Genomic DNA, 19,206 nt, shown 5'->3' on the forward strand with positions numbered 1-19,206 from the left:
TCGCTCCGGACACGCCTTCCGATATTCGCACCTACCGGTGAGTAGCCGGTAATGACTGCCACTCTCCGGAAACTGTTTTCCACCATACGAGATTTGAGGGTTCCAGCGGAACCCCCGGCGGGCCCGCAAACGAAAACAGACCCGCGCCACCGGAGGGTGACGCGGGTCTGTCTTCTTCAGTTCAACGGCACCGACCCGCCATGCTCGCCTCGCGGCAAGTGGTCGCTCGTAGCGACGAAGGTTGGGCCCGGGGGCTTGGATCGAGCCGGTGCCGACTCCAGGCTAACAAACACCCCGGAGAAGTGATTCCCGTGGCGCAGGATGACCGGAAAAGACTCCCGGTCCCCCTGCGCCGCGCGCCGTGCGTCAGTCCCTGAGCAGGTCCGGCACCCCGTCCTCGTCCGGCAGGTCCCGCTCCCCGGAGACGACGGTGAGCTGCTGCGTCGCCCGTGTCAGCGCCACGTACAGCACCCTCAGGCCCGCCGGGGACTCGTCCGCGATCTCCGCGGGCGAGACGACCACCGTGGCGTCGTACTCCAGGCCCTTCGCCTCCAGGCTGCCCAGCGCCACCACGCGCTCGCCCAGCTCCGCGAGCCAGGCGCGCGCCTGCGTGCGCCGGTTCATCGCGACGACTACACCGACCGTGCCGTCCACCTCGCCGAGCAGCCGTCGCGCCTCCTCGCGCACGGCCCCGGCCAGATCGCCGTCGCGCACGGTCTCGAAGCGCGGCACGACGCCCGTGGAGCGGACCGCGGCCGGTGACTCCATGCCGGGCATCGCCAGGGCGAGGACCTTGGCCGCCAGCTCGGCGATCTCCGCCGGGTTGCGGTAGTTCACGGTCAGCGTGAAGTGACGGCGCGGACGGTTGCCCAGCGCCTCGTCGCGGGCCGCCGACGCCTCGTCAGGGTCCGACCAGGAGGACTGCGCCGGGTCACCGACGATCGTCCAGGTGGCGTGCCGGCCGCGGCGGCCGACCATCCGCCACTGCATGGGCGTGAGGTCCTGCGCCTCGTCGACGATGACGTGCGCGTACTCCGTGCGCTCCGCCGCGAGCCGCTCGGCCCGCTCCCACTGGGTCTCCTCGCGCTGCGGCATCAGCTCCTCCAGACCGGTGAGCTGGTCCAGCGGATCGAACTCGCGCTTGCGCCTGGGCCGGGGCGGGGCGCCGAGCAGCGTCTGCAACTCGTCGAGGATCGCCACGTCGTGGACGGACAGCGCCCCCTTGCCCTCGGCGTCGAGCCGCTTCAGGGAGCGGGCCAGCCGGCGCACCTCGCCCTGGTTGAGGGTCCGGCGCGCCCACCGGCCGAGCCGCTTCTCGTCGGCCATCGCCGCGAGCACCCCGCGCGGGGTGAGCTCGGGCCACCAGGCGTTCAGGAACTCGATGAACGGCGTCTCCGTGGAGACGTCCTCGTCGAACGACGAGCGCAGTTCGGCCGCGAGCTCCTGATCGGTGTAGCGGCCCCGGCCCGACGACCTGTTCCACAGCGCGTCGAGCAGCAGCTTGCGGGCGCGCGGGCGGAGCAGGTTGACCGGTGCGGTGCCGCCCAGGACGTTGTTGCGGATGCGGCGGAGCTCGTCCTCGTGCAGTTCGACGCGGGCGCCGAAGGCCACCACCCTGAGCCGGGTGGGGGTGCCGGTCTCCCGGGGGGCCTCGTCGGCCTCCCCGAACGCCAGCTGCCCCTCCTGGGCCGCCGGCCGGTGACCGGGCGTCTCCAGCGCTCCGCGGGCAGCCTTGCGCAGCACGTGGAGCATCCGGGAAGAGCCCTTGATCCGGGCGACGGCCGGTTCGTCGTAGGTGGTGGCGCCCTCGATGCCGGCCGCCTCGTCGGACAGCGAGCCGACCGCACGGATCGCGACCTGGCCCTCCTCGCCGAGCGAGGGCAGCACCCCTTCGGTGTACGAGACCAGCAGCGGCGTCGGCGAGACGACGAGGATGCCGCCCGCGTACCGCCGCCGGTCCTGGTAGAGCAGATACGCGGCGCGGTGCAGGGCGACCGCCGTCTTGCCGGTGCCGGGGCCGCCGGAGACCTCGGTGACCGAGGCGGCGGGCGCCCTGATCACCAGGTCCTGCTCGGCCTGGATCGAGGAGACGATGTCCCGCATGGTGTGGCTGCGGGCCTGCCCGAGCGCCGCCATCAGCGCGCCGTCGCCGATGACGGGGAGCTTGTCGCCGCCCAGGTACGCGGTCAGTTCGGGGCGCATCAGGTCGTCCTCGACCCCCAGGACCCTGCGGCCCTTGGAGCGGATGACCCGGCGGCGCACCACCCTGCCCGGTTCCTTCGGCGTCGACCGGTAGAACGGCGCGGCCGCCGGGGCCCGCCAGTCGATGACCAGCGGCGCGTAGTCGGAGTCGAGGACCCCTATGCGGCCGATGTGCAGCGTCTCGGCGATATCGGCGCCGCCGTCCTCCCGCACGACGTCCTCGGCCGGCTCGACGGAGGTGAACGCGCCGTCCGGGCCGCGCACACCGTCCTTGCCGAGCAGCAGGTCGATCCTCCCGAAGAGGAAGTCCTCGAACTCGCTGTTCAGCCGGTTGAGGTGAATTCCGGCGCGGAACACCTGGGCGTCCCGCTCGGCGAGCGCCCCCGGTGTACCCACCTGGCCGCGTTTCACGGCGTCGTTCATGAGAAATTCCGCCTCGTGGATCTTCTCCTCGAGGCGGTGGTAAACACGGTCGAGATGTTCCTGCTCGACACCGATTTCCCGGTCCCGCAACGAATCGACAGCGGCATCCTGCGCGGCCACCGAGGCCCCCTTCTGACGTGCACTGGGCAGCCGTCAACCCTATGCGAAGGGGGGCCTTCGCGCACCTGCCGAAGGTATCGATCTCGCGCGCCGGGATATCGATTGCGTGTCGGGGCGGACGGCGGTCCGGCGAACGGCCCTATGCGCCGACGCTCACCAGCCGCTTGCCGTCGAACGTACGGACCTCGAAGTGGTCGATGTCGGCGCGGGCCATCGCGGCCCCGCCGTGGACGTAGAGCGGGTACCTGGCCGCGGGGTGGGTGGAGTTCCCGATGCCGTATCCCCATCGCGGTACCGACCAGGAGGTGACGATCTCCTCCTCGCCGGTCTTCGAGACCGCGATCAGGCGGCACTTCTGCGGGCCCTTCACGTTCTTCAGCTCCAGGACCGTGTGCGTGCCCCAGGCCTTCGGCTCCATGCCGATCGTGGCATCGACCCCGGTGGCCGGGTCGGTCGCCCGCACCTTCTCCTTCATGTGGTGGAAGAAGGCGTCCTCGGCGGGGCCGGTGGGGTGCGGACCGGCCGCCTCCACCGGGGCCGGGCGGTTGCCGGTGGCCAGCACCGCGGCCACCGGTCCGCCGATGATCAGGGCCGCTGCCGCCGCCACCAGGTACCGGGTGCGCCGGGTGCGCCGGGCGCGCTTGACCGCGACCTCGTCGATCAGCCGGCCGAGCACCCGGGGCGCGGGCGGCGCCGGGACGTGCGGGAGCGGCCGGGCACCCGGAACGGGGGCCGGGGACTCGGCGAGCATCGCGAGCATCGGCTCCATCCCGGCGAACTCGTCGAGATGCGCGGCGCAGCGGGCGCAGCCCGCCAGATGCGCCTCGAAGGCGGCGGCCTCCGCGTCGTCCAGGACGCCCAGGACGTACGCGCCCGCGGCATCGTGCCCGTCCTCGCCGGCCGGGCCGGTGGGGGCGGCGGGGATGAAGCGGCCGCCGGACCCGCCGGGACGGGAGGGACCGGCCGGCCGGGGCCCGAAGGGCTCCCACTCGTGGTCGCTCATGCCGTGATCCCCCTCTCCTGGAGTGCGAGCTTCATCGAGCGCAGTGCGTAGAAGACCCGGGAGCGCACCGTGCCACTGGGAATGCCGAGCACCTCGGCCGCCTCGTTGACCGTACGGCCCTTGAAGTAGGTCTCGACCAATGCTTCCCGGTGGGCGGGGGTCAAATCGTCGAGCGCGTCCGAGAGCGTCATCAGCCACAGCGCCTTGTCGATCTCGTCCTCCGCGGGAATGACCTCCAGCGGCGACGGGTCGACCTCGTGCGGCCGGGCCTGCCGACTGCGGTGGCCATCGATGACGATGCGCCGGGCGACCGTCACCAGCCAGGGCCGGACGGAACCGGTGGCCCTGTTGAGCGAACCGGCGTTCTTCCAGGCACGGATGAGTGTTTCCTGCACCACGTCCTCGGCGCGCTGTCGGTCGCCGGCGACGAGGCGCAGGACGTACGCGAGCAGAGGTCCGGCGTGTTCGCGGTAGAGCGCCCGCATCAGCTCCTCGTCGGGGACGTCGGAGAGGGACGGGGGCGGCTCACTGCGATGTCGAGCCCTGCGCGGACGGTCATCGGCCACGGCCGCATCCTTGCGCACCCGCACCTCCCGGTCGAGACCCTGTTGAGCTCCTTGGCCATCGGTACGGGGCTGCGGGGCGATCCATTCAGTGGCGGCCGGGATTCTTTACGGCTCCGGTGGTTGCGGGCGTCCCCGTTCCGGGGCGCGGCCGGCCGGGTCCGCGTTGCGGCGGCGGTGCCGGGCGACCCGTTCGCGGTTGCCGCAGACCTCGCTGGAGCACCAGCGCCGGCGCCGGCCGCGTGAGGTGTCCAGGTAGAGGCGGCGGCAGTTGTCGCCCTCGCAGCGGCGCAGCCCGGCCAGGGCCACCGGGTCGGTGAGGAGCTCCACCGCGTCGCGCGCCACGGCGGCCAGCAGGGCCCCGCAGTGGGGTTCGGTGCTCAGCGCGCGGACCAGTGAGCCGTTCCCGGCGCGCACGGCGCACAGGCCGGGGGGCGCGGCGGCGGCGAGTACGTTGACGCGTTCCAGTGCGCCCCCCGCCGCGCGCCCGCCGAGCTGTGCGGTCAGCAGCCGGTCGACGGCGGTCCTCAGCTGCCGGAAGAGCACGAGCCAGCCGTCGTCCACGGCGTCGAGCCGGGTGCCCCGCGGTACGGCTCCGGCGGCCACCAGCCAGCCGGCGAGCCGCTCGGGCCTCTCCAGCGGATCGGGGGCGCCGGAGCTCCCGGTCCCGGTCGCCACCAGGTCCAGGCAGAGCCGCCCGGAGTCGAACCGCCAGTCGCACGAGTCCTTGCGCGTTGCCATGCGCATGCCACCGCCTTGATCCGGCCGATGTCCCCCACCAGAGTGCCCGCCGCGCCCGCCGCCCGTAACCCCTGCCGCCGTGCGGGCCGTGGCGGCCGCCCTCGTACGGTGTCCGGATGAACGCCGCACTGCGCACCGCCACCGTCGTGGCGGGCCCCCTCCTGCTCCGGCCGTGGCTGTATGACGATCTCCCGGCGTTGCTCGACGCCTACCGCGACCCGGCGATGCGGTCCGGGCTGCACACCCAGGTGACGGACGAGGCCACGGCGGAACGGTGGCTGCGGGTGCAGGAGGAGGGCCGGACGACCGGCCTGCGGTACGGCTTCGCCGTCGTGGACACGGCGAGCGGGGACGGGCCGGTCGGCCACGTCACCCTGAAGTTCCCCGCACCCGGCTCGGGTTCGGCCGAGGTGGGCTACTGGACGGCGGCGCCCGCCCGTGGCCGCGGCATCGCCGTGCAGGCTCTCGAAGCCCTCACGGGCTGGGCGTTCACGGCGTTCGCCGGGGACGGGCTCGTCCGGCTCGACCTGCTGCACCGGGGGGACAACGAGGCCTCGTGCCGGGTGGCGGAGAAGACCGGTTACGGCTTCGCGGAAGTGCTGCCGGCCCGCCCGCCGTGGCCCCTGGACGGCCACCGCCACGAGCGCCGGGCGGGCTGACCCGGCAGCCCCTTCAGGCTCCGGACCCGGCCGGCTGCCCGGTCACCGGGCCGTTGTGCAGGATGCGCTGGAAGAGGGCGTGGTCGCGCCACTCACCGTTGATGTGGAGATAACGCGGGGCCGTGCCGAACTGCTCGAAGCCGCACTTGGCGAGCACCCGCTGCGAGGCCGCGTTGTCCAGCACCGTCCCCGCCTCGACGCGGTGCAACAGCAGCTCGTCCCGAGCCAGTTCGCAGATCCTGCGCACCGCCGCGGTGGCGAGGCCGCGGCCCGCGTGGTCCACGTCCACCCAGTAGCCGAGGGTGGCGCTGCGGAACGGGCCGAGCGCGACGGCGTTGAGGGTGAAGGCACCGATCGCCCGGTCCTGCGCGTCGCAGAGCACCCAGGGCATCGCACGTCCCGCGTCGCGGTCCGCCAGCAGGCCGGCCAGCCGCTCGCTCTGCCCCTGCTCGGTGTAGAAGGTGTCGGGCCGCTCGGGCTCCCAGGGCCGCATGTACGTACGGCTGCGGACCAGCGCTGCGGCCAGGGCGGCGGCGTCGCCGGCGGCCGCGGGACGGAGTCGTACCTCCGTGTCGAGGTGGTGGGTGTCAGGCATCATCTCCCCACCGTATCCGCAGGCCAGAGCCGTGCGCACGCCCCTGCCGGGGGTTCAGGAGTCGGCGTACTTGGCGTCCGCCGCCGGGTCCAGGGCCAGCCGGTAGCCGCGCTTGACGACCGTCTGGATCAGCCGGGGCGCCCCGAGGGCGGTCCGCAGCCGGGCCATGGCCGTCTCCACCGCGTGCTCGTCCGTACCGCTGCCGGGCAGGGCGCGCAGCAGGTCGGCGCGGGCCACCACCCAGCCGGGCCTGCGGGCCAGGGTGTGCATCAGGGCCATGCCGGCCGGCGGCACCGCGCGCAGTTCGTCGTCCACCAGGACGGCGTGGCCGCGGATCTCGACCCGGTGCCCGGCGATGGGCAGCGTCCGGGCCCGCGCGGGCAGTTCGCGGCAGATCAGCTGGACGAGCGGGCCGAGCCGGAAGCGCTCCGGCTGGACGGTGTCGATCCCGCGGGCCTGCAACGGCAGTGCGGTGACCGGCCCGACGCAGGCCGAGACGACGTCGCCCTGCAGGGCGCTCATGAGCTCGGACAGCATTCCGCGCACCTCGGCCCGGCCCAGCAGCGAGGCCGCCGCCGGGGCGCTGGTGAACGTGAGCGCGTCCAGGCCGCGGGCGACGGTCAGATCGAGGAGGCGGTCCAGCGGCGCGATGTCCTCGGGCGGCATCCAGCGGTAGACGGGGACGCCGACGACCTCGCCGCCGGCCGCCCGCAGGGACTCCACGAAGCCGGGGAGGGGTTCGCCGTGCAGCTGGAGGGCGATGCGCCGGCCCTCGACACCCTCCTCGAGAAGGCGCTCCAGCACCTCCGCCATGGACTCCGACGCGGGCGACCAGGCCTCGGTCAGCCCGGCGGCACGGACCGCGCCCTTGACCTTGGGGCCGCGGGCCAGCAGCTCGACCCCGCGCAGCCGCTCCAGCAGCTGGCCGCCGATCCCCCAGCCGTCGGCGGCCTCGATCCAGCCCCGGAAGCCGATCGCGGTGGTGGCGACGACCACGTCGGGGACGCTGTCGATGAGTTCCTTGGTGGCGGCGAGCAGTTCGCTGTCGTCGGCGAGCGGCACGATCCGCAGGGCCGGCGCGTGCACCACGGTGGCACCCCGCCTGCGCAGCAGCGTGCCGAGCTCCTCCGCCCGGCGCGCGGCGGTGACCCCGACCGTGAAACCCGCCAGCGGCCCGTGCTGTTCGTCGTCGTGCATATGGTCTACCCGGCTCTCGTCCCGCTGCTGCTCAATGATGCGGAGGACCGAGCCTGCCAACGATGCGTGACAGGCCCGGTTCCACCGTATTTCCCGCTCGTTACGTCGCCCGCCACCGCATGTCCGTCATCACACCTCGGCATGGCTGAGCCGGGGCTTCGCCGGGACGGCCACGGTGCGGCGAAGGTATACCGCCCAGGTGAGTACGGAACACACCCCGTAGAAGACGAGGAAGGACCAGAAGGCCGCCGTTCCGGCGCCCGAGGTCTGGAAGGACTGGCGGAAGGCGAGGTTGATCCCGAGCCCGCCGAGCGCCCCGACCGCACCGATGAGTCCCATCGCCGCCCCGGACAGCCGCCGCCCCTGCGCCGCGGCCTCCTCGCCGCGCAGCCCCTGCGCGATCGCCTTGGCGTGGAAGATGCCCGGGATCATCTTGTACGTCGATCCGTTGCCGAGCCCGGTCAGGACGAACAGGGCGGTGAAGCCGATGAGGAACACGGTGAGCGACTCGGTGCCGGAGGCGTACACGACGACTGCGGTGGCGACGGCCATCGCGGCGAAGTTGGCGAGAGTGATGCGGGCGCCGCCGTACCGGTCGGCCAGCAGGCCGCCGACGGGCCGGATCAGCGACCCGAGCAGCGGGCCGATGAAGGTGAGCGAGGCCGCTTGCAGCGGGGTCCGGCCGAACTGGGTCTGCAGGACGAGCCCGAAGGCGAAGCTGTAGCCGATGAAGGAGCCGAAGGTGCCGATGTAGAGCACCGACATGATCCAGGTGTGCGGGTCGCGCACCGCCTCCCGGGCCGCCCCGGTGTCGTTCTGCACCGGCGCCAGGTTGTCCATGAAGTACGCGGCGCACAGCGCGGCGACGATGATCAGCGGAATGTACGCGCCGAGCACGATCCGCGGGTGCATCGCGCCGGCGGTCCCGATCACCAGCAGCCCGGCGAGCTGCACGACGGGCACGCCGATGTTGCCGCCGCCCGCGTTGAGCCCGAGCGCCCAGCCCTTCTTGCGCAGCGGGAAGAAGGCGTTGATGTTCGTCATCGACGAGGCGAAGTTGCCGCCTCCGACACCGGTCAGCGCGGCCACGGCCAGGAAGGTGGCGTACGGGGTCCCCGGCTTCATCACCACGAAGGCGGCGGCCGTCGGCACCAGCAGGGTGAGCGCGCTGAACACGGTCCAGTTGCGCCCGCCGAACCGGGCCACCGCGAAGGTGTACGGCACCCGCACCACGGCTCCGACCAGGGTCGCGGTGGAGATCAGGAAGAACTTCCCGGCCGGGTCCACCCCGTACTCCGGTCCCATGAACAGGACCATCACCGACCACAGGGTCCAGACCGAGAAGCCGATGTGCTCGGAGAGTACGGAGAACCAGAGGTTGCGGCGGGCGATCCGCTCGCCCTTCTCCCGCCAGAACGTCTCGTCCTCGGGATCCCACTGCTCGATCCAACGGCCAGCCATCACGCGCCTCCACGGGTGGTCGGGGTGTTGTCCCCGACGCTAGGGAGCCCGCGTTTCGGCGTGGTGCTGCGAGGTGACCGGTGCGCAACCTTGCTCTCACCGGGCCGGAGGCGGCCCGGTGAGGGTGCTCACCGCCGCTTCGGTGCGCTGTCGGGCCACAGCCGCGGCCCGCGCCCGGCCGCGACGTCCTCGACCCAGCCGACCGCGAGGATCATCACCCCGATCAGCGGCCAGATCAGGATCAGCACGAGCACGTCGTACGACGCGTCGATGTACGTACCGAGGTGGTCGCCGACCCAGGGGACGTTCCACAGCTGGTCGATGAGCGGCATCGTCGCCATCAGCAGCATGTTGTGCCAGAGGTAGATCGTCACGGCCCGGTTGTTGGCCAGGGTGACCGGCCTGTCCCAGCGGGCCAGCCGGCCGGGCAGCCGCTGCCACGAGGGTGCGTACTGGAGCAGGATCGCGCAGAAGCCGAGCGACCAGCAGGCCTGGGCGAGCGGGATCTCGTCCAGGTTCCAGCCCTCCTCGGTGAGGTGCCCCGACGCCCACCAGAGGCCGAAGGCCATGATCATCGCGGCCGTGGAGACCGAGAGGTAGCGCGGGACCGTGCGCAGCAGCCCGTCGTGGTGGGCGAAGCCCAGGATCCAGCAGGATCCGAACACGGCGAAGTCGACGAGTGCCTCACCCGTCGCGCCGGGGACGGGCAGCAGATCCGTGCCGATGACGGCGGTGAGGCCGACCGGCGCGAGGAGAGTCGCCCACGGCAGCCGGCGGAACGCCTTCAGCAGCAGCGGGGAGGCCAGTACGAACCACAGGTAGGCGCGGATGTACCAGAGCGGGCCCACCGCCTGCTCGGCCCAGGACTGCTCCAGGAATCCGCCCTCGGAGCCGTTCTCCCAGGGGAACGGCGGCGAGCCGACCGGCAGGAGGTAGCAGCCCAGCTTGAGGAACCACCAGATCCCCTCCTCCCGCACCGGCTTCAGGCCCATCACGAACATCATCGGTACGACGAGGGCGCCGAACACCCACATCGGCGGCAGCAGCCTGCGCAGCCGGCCGCGGATGACGCTCCACGCGGGCCGGGCCAGCGACCTGGCCATCAGGGATCCGGCCAGGGCGAACATCACGCCCATGGACGGGAACAGGATGGTGAGCCAGGCCCAGCCGAACAGGTGGAAGACGACGACGCGGACCAGGGCGACGGCCCGCAGCAGATCGAGGTAGCGGTCGCGGCCGGCCGCCTTCGCCCCGGTGGGCACCGGCGCCCCCACCTGGGCGGGGACCGCCGCGACCGCCTCGGTGGGCGGCGCGGGACGGCGGTGGTCCGGCCCCGGGAACGGCACGGCGTGCGGCCCGGGCGGCTGCTGCGGGTACGCGGAGGGAGGGCTCGGGTGGGTCATGCGACGGGCCTCCGGTCATTGCTGCGCCTGCGCTGGCCCGGCATCGAACCGGGCGCCTCCACGACTCCCGTGCGGCGCAGCTTCTGCCAGCGCAGCCGGCCGCCGGTGAGAGCGGTGATCCAGGACTGGAGCAGCACCACGTACATGAGCTGCCGGTAGAGGACCTGCTGGAGGGGCAGCGAGATCAGATGGGTCATGCGTTCCCGGTCGAGCCGGAAGGCGTACGCGGCGCAGACGGCCTGCACCGAGAGGACGCCGAGCCAGGCGACGACCGTCTGCCGGGTGGGGCCGAAGACGAGCCCGTACAGCAGGAAGACGTCGATGAGGGGGGCGAGCAGCGGGGCGACGACCATGAACAGGGCGACGAACGGCAGCCCGACACGTCCGAAACGGCCCGACGGACCGCGCTCGATGACCGCGCGGCGGTGCTTCCAGATGGCCTGCATCGTGCCGTACGACCACCGGTAGCGCTGCGACCAGAGCTGCTGCACGGTCTCCGGCGCCTCGGTCCAGGCGCGGGCGTTCTCCGCGTACACGACGCGCCAGCCGTCGCGGTGCAGGGCCATGGTGACGTCGGTGTCCTCGGCGAGGGTGTCCTCGCTCATGCCGCCGATCCGCTCCAGGGCGTCGCGGCGGAACGCCCCGACCGCGCCGGGGATGGTGGGCATGCAGCGCAGCAGGTCGTACATCCGGCGGTCGAGGTTGAAGCCCATCACGTACTCGATGTGCTGCCAGGCGCCGATCAGCGAATCGCGGTTGCCGACCTTGGCGTTGCCGGCGACGGCGCCGACGCGTGCGTCGGCGAAGGGCTGCACGAGCTCGCGGACGGTGGACGGCTCGAAGACCGTGTCGCCGTCCATCATCACGATGATGTCGTAGCGGGCGTGCGCGATGCCGTTGTTGAGGGCGGCGGGCTTGCCGGCGTTGCGCTGGCGCACCACCCTGACATGCCGCAGCCGCATCGCCTCGACGAGCTCCGCGGTGCCGTCGGTGGAGCCGTCGTCGATGACGATGACCTCGACCGGGTAGTCGCTCGCCACCAGCGAACGCACCGTGTTGGCGATGCACTTGCTCTCGTTGTACGCGGGCACCAGGACCGACACCGGCCGGGTGAGCGGCTCGCCCCAGCCGAAGCCCTTGCGGCGCACCCGGCGGGCATGGACGAAGGACAGCAGCAGCATCAGGCCGAAGCGTGCGAGGACCAGCACCCCGATGACGGCGAGACCCACCACCAGCACATCGGTGATGTGCTCCGAGACGCCCACGGCGTAGACGAACGCCTTGCCCTTCCAGAGCGCGAACCCGGTGACCGGGGTGTGCGCGCTGGGTGCGCCGAGTGCGTCGGTGAGGTTGGTGAACTCGTATCCCTTGTCCTGCATCTTCGGCAGGAAGTGGCCGAGCGCGGCCACGGTCTGGGACCGGTCGCCCCCCGAGTCGTGCATCAGGACGACGGCGCCCCTGCCGTGCTTCGGGGTGGCGTTCTTGCTGATGACGCCGACCCCGGGGCGCTTCCAGTCCTCGCTGTCGGTGTTGTTGACGACGGTGAGGTAGCCGCGGCTGCCGACGTACTGGGTGACCGGCCAGGACTTGTTGTCCATGGCGTCGGCGAACGAGGAGTACGGCGGCCGGAACAGAGACGTACGGATGCCTGCCGCACCGGCCAGCACCAGCTGGTTCTGGGAGAGCTCCCAGTCGATGCGGCCGGTGCTCTGGTAGGAGAGATCGGGGTGGTTGAACGTGTGCAGCCCGACCTCGTGCCCCTCCCTGACCATCCGCTCCACCAGCTCGGGGTAGCGCGAGGCCATGGTGCCGGTGACGAAGAAGACGGCGTGTGCGTCGTACTGCCTGAGCTTGTCGAGCACCCGCGGGGTCCACACCGGGTCGGGGCCGTCGTCGAAGGTCAGCACGATGCGGTGATCGGGGATGCGCAGGGTCCTGGCGGGCTCGGTGACGCTGCGGGCGTCGATGACCGGCCCGCCGTCGAGCACCCGCTCGGGCACCCGGTCGGTGGCCGCCGGTGGCTGGATCCGGTGGTCGGCGAGGATTTCGCTGTGCACGTAGCCGCGCAGCATGAGCATGGCGAGCAGGGCAACGAGGAACAGGAACGGCAGCATGTAGCGCATGGGAAGCCTGCGCCGCCGGGTCTGCTTCTTACGGTTGTGCCTGCCCCGTGGGACGGGGGTGGTCATCTCTGGTTGGCGCCTTCTTGCTCTTCCACAGGAGGATCCGGGGTCCCGACGGGCGGAGACGGGGCCGGCGAAGCCGATGCGTCGGCGGACGGTGTCACGGGGGCGACGGGCGGTGCGGAGGCAGTCGTCCCGCCGGCCGGTGCGCTGCCGCCGGTGCTTTCGCCCGGAGCGGCGTGGTCCTCGGACGACGCGGAGAGCGCCGACGGAGAGGATCCGGTCCCGGGAGCCGAGGAGCGGCCGGCGCTGCCCGGGGCGGGCGCGCCGGCTCCGGTCTGCGGGGCGGACGGCGAGGCGCCGGACGTCGCACCGGGTGACATCGGGATGCCAGGGCTCCGGCCGGGTGTGACCGGCGTCTGCACCTCTTCCGCCTTCTTGTGCCCCTCCTGCTCCGAGAGAGGCAGGAAGGGTGCGCTGGAGTTGCCGCCGAGCAGGGCGACGATCAGCGTCACCGCGTAGCCGACACAGATCGCGGCCAGAACCCAGCCGAGCCGCCGGAGCGTCTTGCCGCGCCGCCCGCTCTCGTCGACGAAGACGGGGCCGTCGGAGCCTTCCGGAGCGCCCGGTTCCGGGAGCAGCTCGGAAAGCTGCCTCCCCAGCCCGTCAAGTTGAATGGTGACTTCGTTCGGCTCGTGCGTATGCCCCGCACGGGCCCCTTCACGCCATGTTTCCACTGTTGTACGCACTTCCCCCACTCAGGAACGGGTGCGCGCGACTGGCCGGTTGTGTGTTGCCGCCGGACGGGCCCCCACCCTGTCCCAGCGCCCCTTACCACGGTGCACCCGGGGCATGAATGTAGCGCACGCCGACGACAGTTCGGTCATGTCGGCAGCCGCTGTTCATCATGAGACATACATCCGTTTTCGAACCGCGTTGGGGCCACTGGCCCCTGCGGGTTCGTCCCTGAAGCGACATGGAGTGAGGGCCGGGAGCGCACGCCGGGCCGCACGCCCCGTGCGCCGGCGGCTTCGAACGGCGTACATCGCACGGGGTACAGCGTCCGGGGAGACAAAAAACGAGGACCCCGTTGCCGGTGGCAACGGGGTCCTCGTTCACATGGGAATTGTGGAGATGGCGGGAATCGAACCCGCGTCCAACGGTGCGGAACCAGGGCTTCTCCGAGTGCAGTTCGCTACGCTTTTCTCGGCCCCGGAGGTCACACGAACAAGCCTCCGACAGGCCCAGCCACTGTTTGATTTCCTTCTAGGCCCCGTGACCGGGCTTAGAAGTTTAGATCCCTTAGTGATGCCAGGATCCGGGTCGGGATCACCCCCGGGCTGACACTCCGCAGAGTCTTCGCTTAGCTGCTAATTAGGCAGCGAGGGCGAAGGCGGAGGAATCGCGCTTGGAATTGGCGATTATTGTTTGCGACATATGGTTTACGAGATCATTGCCGCTTCCTCGACTCGCTTCCCCTGCCTCGACATCCGCTGTCGAAACCGATCATCCCCATGTTGATTTTTCAAAGGTGGTACACACCCCGTGGGGTGCAGTGCCATCGTACGTGACCAACGCACGACGATGCCAGCGTATTCCTGCCGGACCGGCCGGCAGCCACTGGCGCGGTGCGCTCAGGCGCTCCGCTGGCGGCGGCGGGCCGCCGAGATCGCCCGGTTCGTCTCCCTCGTGTCCTGCTTCTCGCGCAGCGTCTGCCGCTTGTCGTACTCCTTCTTGCCCTTGGCCAGCGCGATCTCGACCTTGACCCGGCCATTGGTGAAGTACAGGGCGAGCGGCACGATCGTGTGCCCGGTCTCCTGCGACTTCGACTCCAGCTTGTCGATCTCGGCCCGGTGCATCAGCAGCTTGCGCTTGCGCTTGGCGGTGTGGTTGGTCCAGGTGCCCTGGACGTACTCCGGGACGTGGATGTTGTGCAGCCACGCCTCGCCGCCGTCGATCTGAACGAAGCCGTCCACCAGCGAGGCCCGGCCCATGCGCAGCGATTTGACCTCGGTGCCCATCAGTACGAGGCCGCACTCATAGGTATCGAGGATGGTGTAGTCGTGCCGCGCCTTCTTGTTCTGCGCGACCATCTTGCGCCCGGTGTCTTTTTCCTTAGCCATAGTGCTGCCATTTTCGCACTACGACCCGCCCCCGAGGCCACTCAATACTGTCTCGGCCCGCTCCTGGGCCCGCGAGGTCACCGCGAGGTCGGGGGTGATGCCCCGGCCGTCGACACCGCGGCCCGCCGGAGTGCGGTAGTGGCCGACGGTCAGCTCGGCCACCGAGCCGCCCGCGAGCCTGCTCGGCATCTGGACGGAGCCCTTGCCGAAGGTGCGCGAGCCGACCGTGACGGCACGGCCCCGGTCCTGGAGCGCACCCGTCAGGAGTTCGGCCGCGCTCATGGTGCCGCCGTCGATGAGGACGACGACGGGGCGCACGGTGTCACCCCCGGCCTCCGCGTACAGGGCGCGCTGCTCGCCGTGCACGTCGTACGTGGCGACCAGACCGCCGTCCAGGAACGCCGAGGCGGCGGTGACGGCCTCGGTGACCAGCCCGCCGGAGTTGCCGCGCAGATCCAGCAGCACCCCGGCGCCGGCCGGCGCCTCGCGCACCGCTTCCCGGACCGCGGCGCCCGATCCCTTGGTGAACGATCCGACCTCGATCAGTACAGCTGCGGAGGAATCGGAACGGTACGGTCCGAGCCGCCGCACGGTGACGGCCTGGGTGGCGAGCCGGGCCCGGCGCAGCGTCTCGGTCCGGGTGGCGGACCCCCGCTGAACCCCCAGCACGACGGCGCTCCCCGCGGCCGCGCCGCTGCGGTCACCGCGCAGCAGGGCCACGACGTCGGAGACCGGGCGCCTGTCGACCCGGTGGCCGTCGACGGAGCGGAGCAGGTCGCCCGCCCTGATGCCGGCCCGGTCGGCGGGGCTGCCCGGCTGGACCCTGGCGACCGCGACCAGCCCGTCGGCGGAGCGTCTGGCGGCGATCCCGACGCCCGTGTACGAGCCGTCGAGGGCCTGCTCGAACTCCTGGTACTCCCGCTCGTCGTACACGGCGCCCCAGCGGTCCCCGCTGCGGCTGACGACCTCCTCGGCCGCCTCCGTACCGGACTTGCCGTCGGCCACCGCGTCGGCGGCGGCATCGGCCACCTCGTCGCGGTCGGCGGTGGCGGCGACGGACCGGGTCTTCACCTGCGGGCTCCGCCCGTCCCCGTGCGGCAGCGATCCGGTGGCGGCGGCCGTGGCGAGCACGCCCGCGAAGACCAACGTCAGGGCCGCCCCGCGGCGAAGGCCGCGGGGTCCGACACTGCTGACGGGGTCCGGCATGGCGCCGAGTCTAGGTCAACGCTCCATGGGCGCACGGACCGTTGGCCGCGCGCCTCAGGGGCGCTCGTCACACCTTGAGGTACTTGCGCAGGGCGAAGAGGGCGGCAACGGCGGGCATCAGCAGCCCGATCGCCAGGACCAGCGGGAGCTTGGTCAGGACCGCGTCCCAGCCGATGAAGTCGATCAGGTTCAGCTTGTCCTGGAGCGCCAGACCACCGTCGATGAGGAAGTAGCGGCCGGCCAGCAGCATGACGCAGGCCAGTACACCGCCGATGAGACCGGCGAACGCGGCCTCCATGATGAACGGCATCTGGATGTAGAAGCCGGAGGCGCCGACGAGCCGCATGATGCCGGTCTCGCGCCTTCGGCTGAACGCCGACACCCTGACGGTGTTCACGATCAGCATCAGGGCGATGACGAGCATCAGCGCCATCACGAAGAGCGCGGCGACGTTCATGCCGTTCATCAGACCGAAGAGGTTGTCCAGGATGCTTCTCTGGTCCTGGACGGACTGCACCCCGTCACGCCCGGAGAAGGCCGTGGCGACGACCTTGTACTTCGTGGGGTCGTGCAGCTTGACGCGGAAGGACTCCGGCATCTGGTCCGGCGTGATGTTGCCCGCCATCGGGGAGTCGCCGAACTCCTCCTGGTAGTGCTTGTACGCCTGGTCGGACGACTCGTACGTCACCGTCTCGACGACGTCCATCTTCTTGAGATCGCCCTCGATCTCCTTCTTCTGCTGCGTGGTGACCGCACCCTTGGCGCACTGCACCACCGTCTCCGCATCCCCCTTGCCACAGAGGTAGATGGAGACGTTGACCTTGTCGTACCAGTAGTCCTTCATCGTGCTGACCTGCTCGCGCATGAGCAGCGCGCCGCCGAACAGGGCAAGCGAGAGGGCGACGGAGACGACGACGGCGAAAGTCATCGTGAGGTTGCGACGGAGGCCGACGCCGATCTCCGACAGGACGAACTGGGCGCGCATGGCGTCCTTTCAGTGCTCGGTGCTCAGTGCTGGTAGCCGTAGACGCCGCGCGCCTGGTCGCGTACGAGACGGCCCTGCTCGAGCTCGATGACGCGTTTGCGCATCTGGTCGACGATGTTCTGGTCGTGGGTCGCCATGATCACGGTGGTGCCGGTCCGGTTGATCCGGTCCAGCAGCTTCATGATGCCGACCGAGGTCTGCGGGTCGAGGTTGCCGGTCGGCTCGTCCGCGATCAGCAGCATGGGCCGGTTGACGAAGGCCCGCGCGATCGCCACGCGCTGCTGCTCACCACCGGAGAGCTCACCGGGCATCCGGTCCTCCTTGCCGCCGAGGCCGACGAGGTCGAGGACCTGCGGCACCGCCTTGCGGATCTCGCCGCGCGGCTTGCCGATCACTTCCTGGGCGAACGCCACGTTCTCCGCGACGGTCTTGTTGGGAAGCAGGCGGAAGTCCTGGAAGACCGTGCCCAGCTGGCGGCGCATGTGCGGCACTTTCCAGTTGGACATGCGCGCGAGGTCCTTGCCCAGGACATGGACCATGCCCTGGCTGGCGCGCTCCTCGCGCAGGATGAGGCGCATGAAGGTGGACTTGCCGGAGCCGGAGGAGCCCACCAGGAAGACGAACTCGCCCTTCTCGATATCGAGAGACACATCCCGTAGAGCGGGACGGCTCTGCTTCGGGTAGGTCTTGGAGACGTTGTCGAATCGGATCACGGATGCACCACGGTCGGCCGGGAGTAGGTGTGCGTGACCATACGCGAACCGGGCTCAGGCGTGCAGGCGCGCGTACCGGGATGGGTGATTTACGGTGAAACGGCAGCGGTCGGGCTCCGCCGTAACAGGAACGGAACGGGAACGGACCGGGAGGTATCCGGCGGGCCGCGCCGAAATCCGCGCGAGCTGGCACAGTGGTAGGGGGAACGGTTGCGTTTCCGTGAGCGTTGTGCGGAGTGAAGGCTTGTGCGGCTCCGCCGCGCGGGAGGAGGAAAGCGCATGACCTATGACCGGCTGGTGTGCGCAAACTGCGCGGCCCCCGTGAACGAGGGGCGCTGCCCCGTATGCCGGGCGAGCCGCGCGCGACTGCAGCAGGAACAGGAGCAGGGACCGTTCGCGGGGCTGAGCCCGGCGATGCTGGTCGCGCTGATGGTGGTACTACTGGGCGCACTGGCGCTGCTGGCGCACCAGGGCGTGTAGCGCCCGCCCCACCGCCTGCGCCGCCCTCCCAGGGGCTCCGCAAGAACGTTCATCCGCGCACAGCGCGTGTCCGCTCGTACGCATACGAAGAGGGGCCCGGGACGCCGATCGGCGTCCCGGGCCCCTCTGTGTGTCCGGCGTCAGCGGCCTCAGGCGGCCGTGCGGCCGTTCACCAGGCGCGGCAGGATCCGGAAGCCGATGCCTCCGGCGATCATCGTCGCGGCACCGATCAGCAGGAACGTGGTCTCGGCCGCACCGGTCTCGGCGAGCTCGTCCTTGCCCTTGCCCTGCTCGGCCGGCTGGTTGCCGACCGAGTCGGTGTCGGTGTTGTTGTCGGCGCACTCGGCACCGTCGAGGTCGACGGTGCAGGTGTTGGCGTCGTCATCGGGAGCACCGGTCTGACCGGGCTCCGACGGGTCCGTGGTCGGGTCCGTGGTCGGGTCCGTCGGGTCCGTGGTCGGCTTGGTCGGCGGGTCCGTCGGCTCGGTCGGCGGATCGGTCGGCTCGGTCGGCGGGTCCGTCGGCTCGGTCGGCGGATCGGTCGGCTCGGTCGGCGGGTCCGTCGGCTCGGTGGGCGGATCGGTCGGCTCGGTGGGCGGGTCCGTCGGCTCGGTCGGCGGGTCCGTCGGCTCCTCGCACCGCGGGTCGAGCGGGCTGCACGTCTCGTCACCCTCGCCCGGCTCGTCCGCGGTCTGGACGCCGACATGAACACCCGCGACGTCGACACCGATGCCGACGGCCTGCGCCGCACCGGCGGCGGTCAGCGAGGCACCCGCGGCGATGACCGCACCCGCGGCTATCCGCGCGACGCGTACACGCGTCTTCTTCGTCATGTGCTGCTACCCCCAGTAGCTGTACTCGTCAGTGGAGCAGCCATATGCGGGCGATCGTCCGGCGGGGTTCGCTCCGAGCGCCGGCCCACGTGGTGTCGTGGCCATGCCGCCCGCCCCCGATCACAACCGTCCCAGACATACGCATGCTGCTCCAGCACCTTGTCCAGAGTTAAGGACTACGTCAAGGCCGTTCCGTGTAATCTGTCCCGGTTCAGCACTGGTTGACCCTCATTCAGAACCACGACTGTGACGCACTCACCACGGCTTCTACGCAACTCGGACGGCCAACTCCCGTACGCCCCATGACCGTTTCGGCACACGCGGGGCAGCGCCCCGACGGCACGGGGCGGGGCAACGCCCCCAGGCGCCTTGCCGC

17 protein-coding genes and 1 other RNA gene are annotated in these 19,206 nt (G+C 71.1%); 2 read left to right on the top strand and 16 right to left on the bottom strand.

Annotation, left to right across the window (positions count from 1 at the left end; genetic code table 11):
- Nucleotides 1-366 precede the first annotated feature (366 nt).
- The 4 genes from OG782_RS13545 to OG782_RS13560 all read right to left on the bottom strand — a co-directional run bounded on the left by OG782_RS13545 (nucleotide 367) and on the right by OG782_RS13560 (nucleotide 5,052).
- Entirely contained in the window at nucleotides 367-2,745 is a 2,379-nt protein-coding gene (locus OG782_RS13545) for a HelD family protein (protein ID WP_406450651.1), read from the bottom strand.
- Between the two features lie 139 nt (nucleotides 2,746-2,884).
- Nucleotides 2,885-3,748: a zf-HC2 domain-containing protein gene (locus tag OG782_RS13550; protein WP_406450653.1), complete on the bottom strand. Its 864-nt coding sequence runs from the start codon at nucleotides 3,746-3,748 to the stop codon at nucleotides 2,885-2,887.
- On the bottom strand, nucleotides 3,745-4,338 hold the full coding sequence (locus OG782_RS13555; RefSeq protein ID WP_406450655.1) for a sigma-70 family RNA polymerase sigma factor: 594 nt from the start codon (nucleotides 4,336-4,338) through the stop codon (nucleotides 3,745-3,747). The genes OG782_RS13550 and OG782_RS13555 overlap by 4 nt, the downstream gene beginning before the upstream one ends.
- An 81-nt stretch (nucleotides 4,339-4,419) precedes the next feature.
- Nucleotides 4,420-5,052 carry a CGNR zinc finger domain-containing protein gene (locus OG782_RS13560; protein WP_406450657.1) on the bottom strand — a complete coding sequence of 211 codons (633 nt, stop codon included), beginning with the start codon at nucleotides 5,050-5,052 and terminating at the stop codon, nucleotides 4,420-4,422.
- A 116-nt stretch (nucleotides 5,053-5,168) separates the two neighbouring features.
- Here OG782_RS13560 and OG782_RS13565 point away from each other — a divergent pair, with 116 nt between their 5' ends.
- Nucleotides 5,169-5,711, top strand: a complete 543-nt coding sequence (locus OG782_RS13565) for a GNAT family N-acetyltransferase (protein ID WP_406450659.1) — start codon at nucleotides 5,169-5,171, stop codon at nucleotides 5,709-5,711.
- Between the two features lie 13 nt (nucleotides 5,712-5,724).
- Here OG782_RS13565 and OG782_RS13570 read toward each other — a convergent pair whose 3' ends face one another.
- The 11 genes from OG782_RS13570 to ftsE all read right to left on the bottom strand — a co-directional run bounded on the left by OG782_RS13570 (nucleotide 5,725) and on the right by ftsE (nucleotide 17,517).
- Nucleotides 5,725-6,309: a GNAT family N-acetyltransferase gene (locus OG782_RS13570; protein WP_406450661.1), complete on the bottom strand. Its 585-nt coding sequence runs from the start codon at nucleotides 6,307-6,309 to the stop codon at nucleotides 5,725-5,727.
- Between the two features lie 51 nt (nucleotides 6,310-6,360).
- Entirely contained in the window at nucleotides 6,361-7,503 is a 1,143-nt protein-coding gene (locus OG782_RS13575; protein ID WP_406450663.1) for a uroporphyrinogen-III synthase, read from the bottom strand.
- 129 nt (nucleotides 7,504-7,632) lie between these two features.
- Entirely contained in the window at nucleotides 7,633-8,964 is a 1,332-nt protein-coding gene (locus OG782_RS13580; protein WP_406450665.1) for a nitrate/nitrite transporter, read from the bottom strand.
- A 128-nt stretch (nucleotides 8,965-9,092) separates the two neighbouring features.
- Nucleotides 9,093-10,367 (bottom strand): acyltransferase family protein, encoded by a 1,275-nt coding sequence (locus OG782_RS13585; RefSeq protein WP_406450667.1) that lies wholly within the window; start codon nucleotides 10,365-10,367, stop codon nucleotides 9,093-9,095.
- The gene (locus OG782_RS13590; RefSeq protein WP_406450669.1) at nucleotides 10,364-12,556 is read right to left on the bottom strand and encodes a bifunctional polysaccharide deacetylase/glycosyltransferase family 2 protein; all 2,193 of its coding nucleotides are present in this window, start codon (nucleotides 12,554-12,556) and stop codon (nucleotides 10,364-10,366) included. The genes OG782_RS13585 and OG782_RS13590 overlap by 4 nt, the downstream gene beginning before the upstream one ends.
- Nucleotides 12,553-13,239, bottom strand: a complete 687-nt coding sequence (locus OG782_RS13595) for a hypothetical protein (RefSeq protein WP_406450671.1) — start codon at nucleotides 13,237-13,239, stop codon at nucleotides 12,553-12,555. The genes OG782_RS13590 and OG782_RS13595 overlap by 4 nt, the downstream gene beginning before the upstream one ends.
- A 377-nt stretch (nucleotides 13,240-13,616) precedes the next feature.
- Nucleotides 13,617-14,004: a transfer-messenger RNA gene (gene ssrA, locus OG782_RS13600) on the bottom strand.
- Between the two features lie 120 nt (nucleotides 14,005-14,124).
- Complete coding sequence (gene smpB / locus OG782_RS13605) at nucleotides 14,125-14,613, bottom strand: SsrA-binding protein SmpB (protein ID WP_406450673.1); 489 nt, start codon at nucleotides 14,611-14,613, stop codon at nucleotides 14,125-14,127.
- An 18-nt stretch (nucleotides 14,614-14,631) separates the two neighbouring features.
- Nucleotides 14,632-15,819, bottom strand: a complete 1,188-nt coding sequence (locus tag OG782_RS13610; protein WP_406450675.1) for a S41 family peptidase — start codon at nucleotides 15,817-15,819, stop codon at nucleotides 14,632-14,634.
- A gap of 67 nt (nucleotides 15,820-15,886) precedes the next feature.
- Complete coding sequence (gene ftsX, locus OG782_RS13615) at nucleotides 15,887-16,804, bottom strand: permease-like cell division protein FtsX (protein ID WP_406450677.1); 918 nt, start codon at nucleotides 16,802-16,804, stop codon at nucleotides 15,887-15,889.
- 23 nt (nucleotides 16,805-16,827) lie between these two features.
- Complete coding sequence (gene ftsE, locus OG782_RS13620) at nucleotides 16,828-17,517, bottom strand: cell division ATP-binding protein FtsE (protein ID WP_024489199.1); 690 nt, start codon at nucleotides 17,515-17,517, stop codon at nucleotides 16,828-16,830.
- 279 nt (nucleotides 17,518-17,796) lie between these two features.
- On the opposite strand from ftsE, the gene OG782_RS13625 reads away from it, so the two are divergent.
- Complete coding sequence (locus tag OG782_RS13625) at nucleotides 17,797-17,997, top strand: hypothetical protein (protein WP_406450679.1); 201 nt, start codon at nucleotides 17,797-17,799, stop codon at nucleotides 17,995-17,997.
- A gap of 149 nt (nucleotides 17,998-18,146) precedes the next feature.
- Here OG782_RS13625 and OG782_RS13630 read toward each other — a convergent pair whose 3' ends face one another.
- Nucleotides 18,147-18,830, bottom strand: coding sequence for an LPXTG cell wall anchor domain-containing protein (locus tag OG782_RS13630; RefSeq protein WP_406450681.1), 684 nt, complete (start codon nucleotides 18,828-18,830; stop codon nucleotides 18,147-18,149).
- Nucleotides 18,831-19,206: the final 376 nt, after the last annotated feature.

The organism is Streptomyces sp. NBC_00876 (assembly GCF_045207435.1).
In the GTDB taxonomy this organism is placed as follows: Bacteria; Actinomycetota; Actinomycetes; order Streptomycetales; family Streptomycetaceae; genus Streptomyces.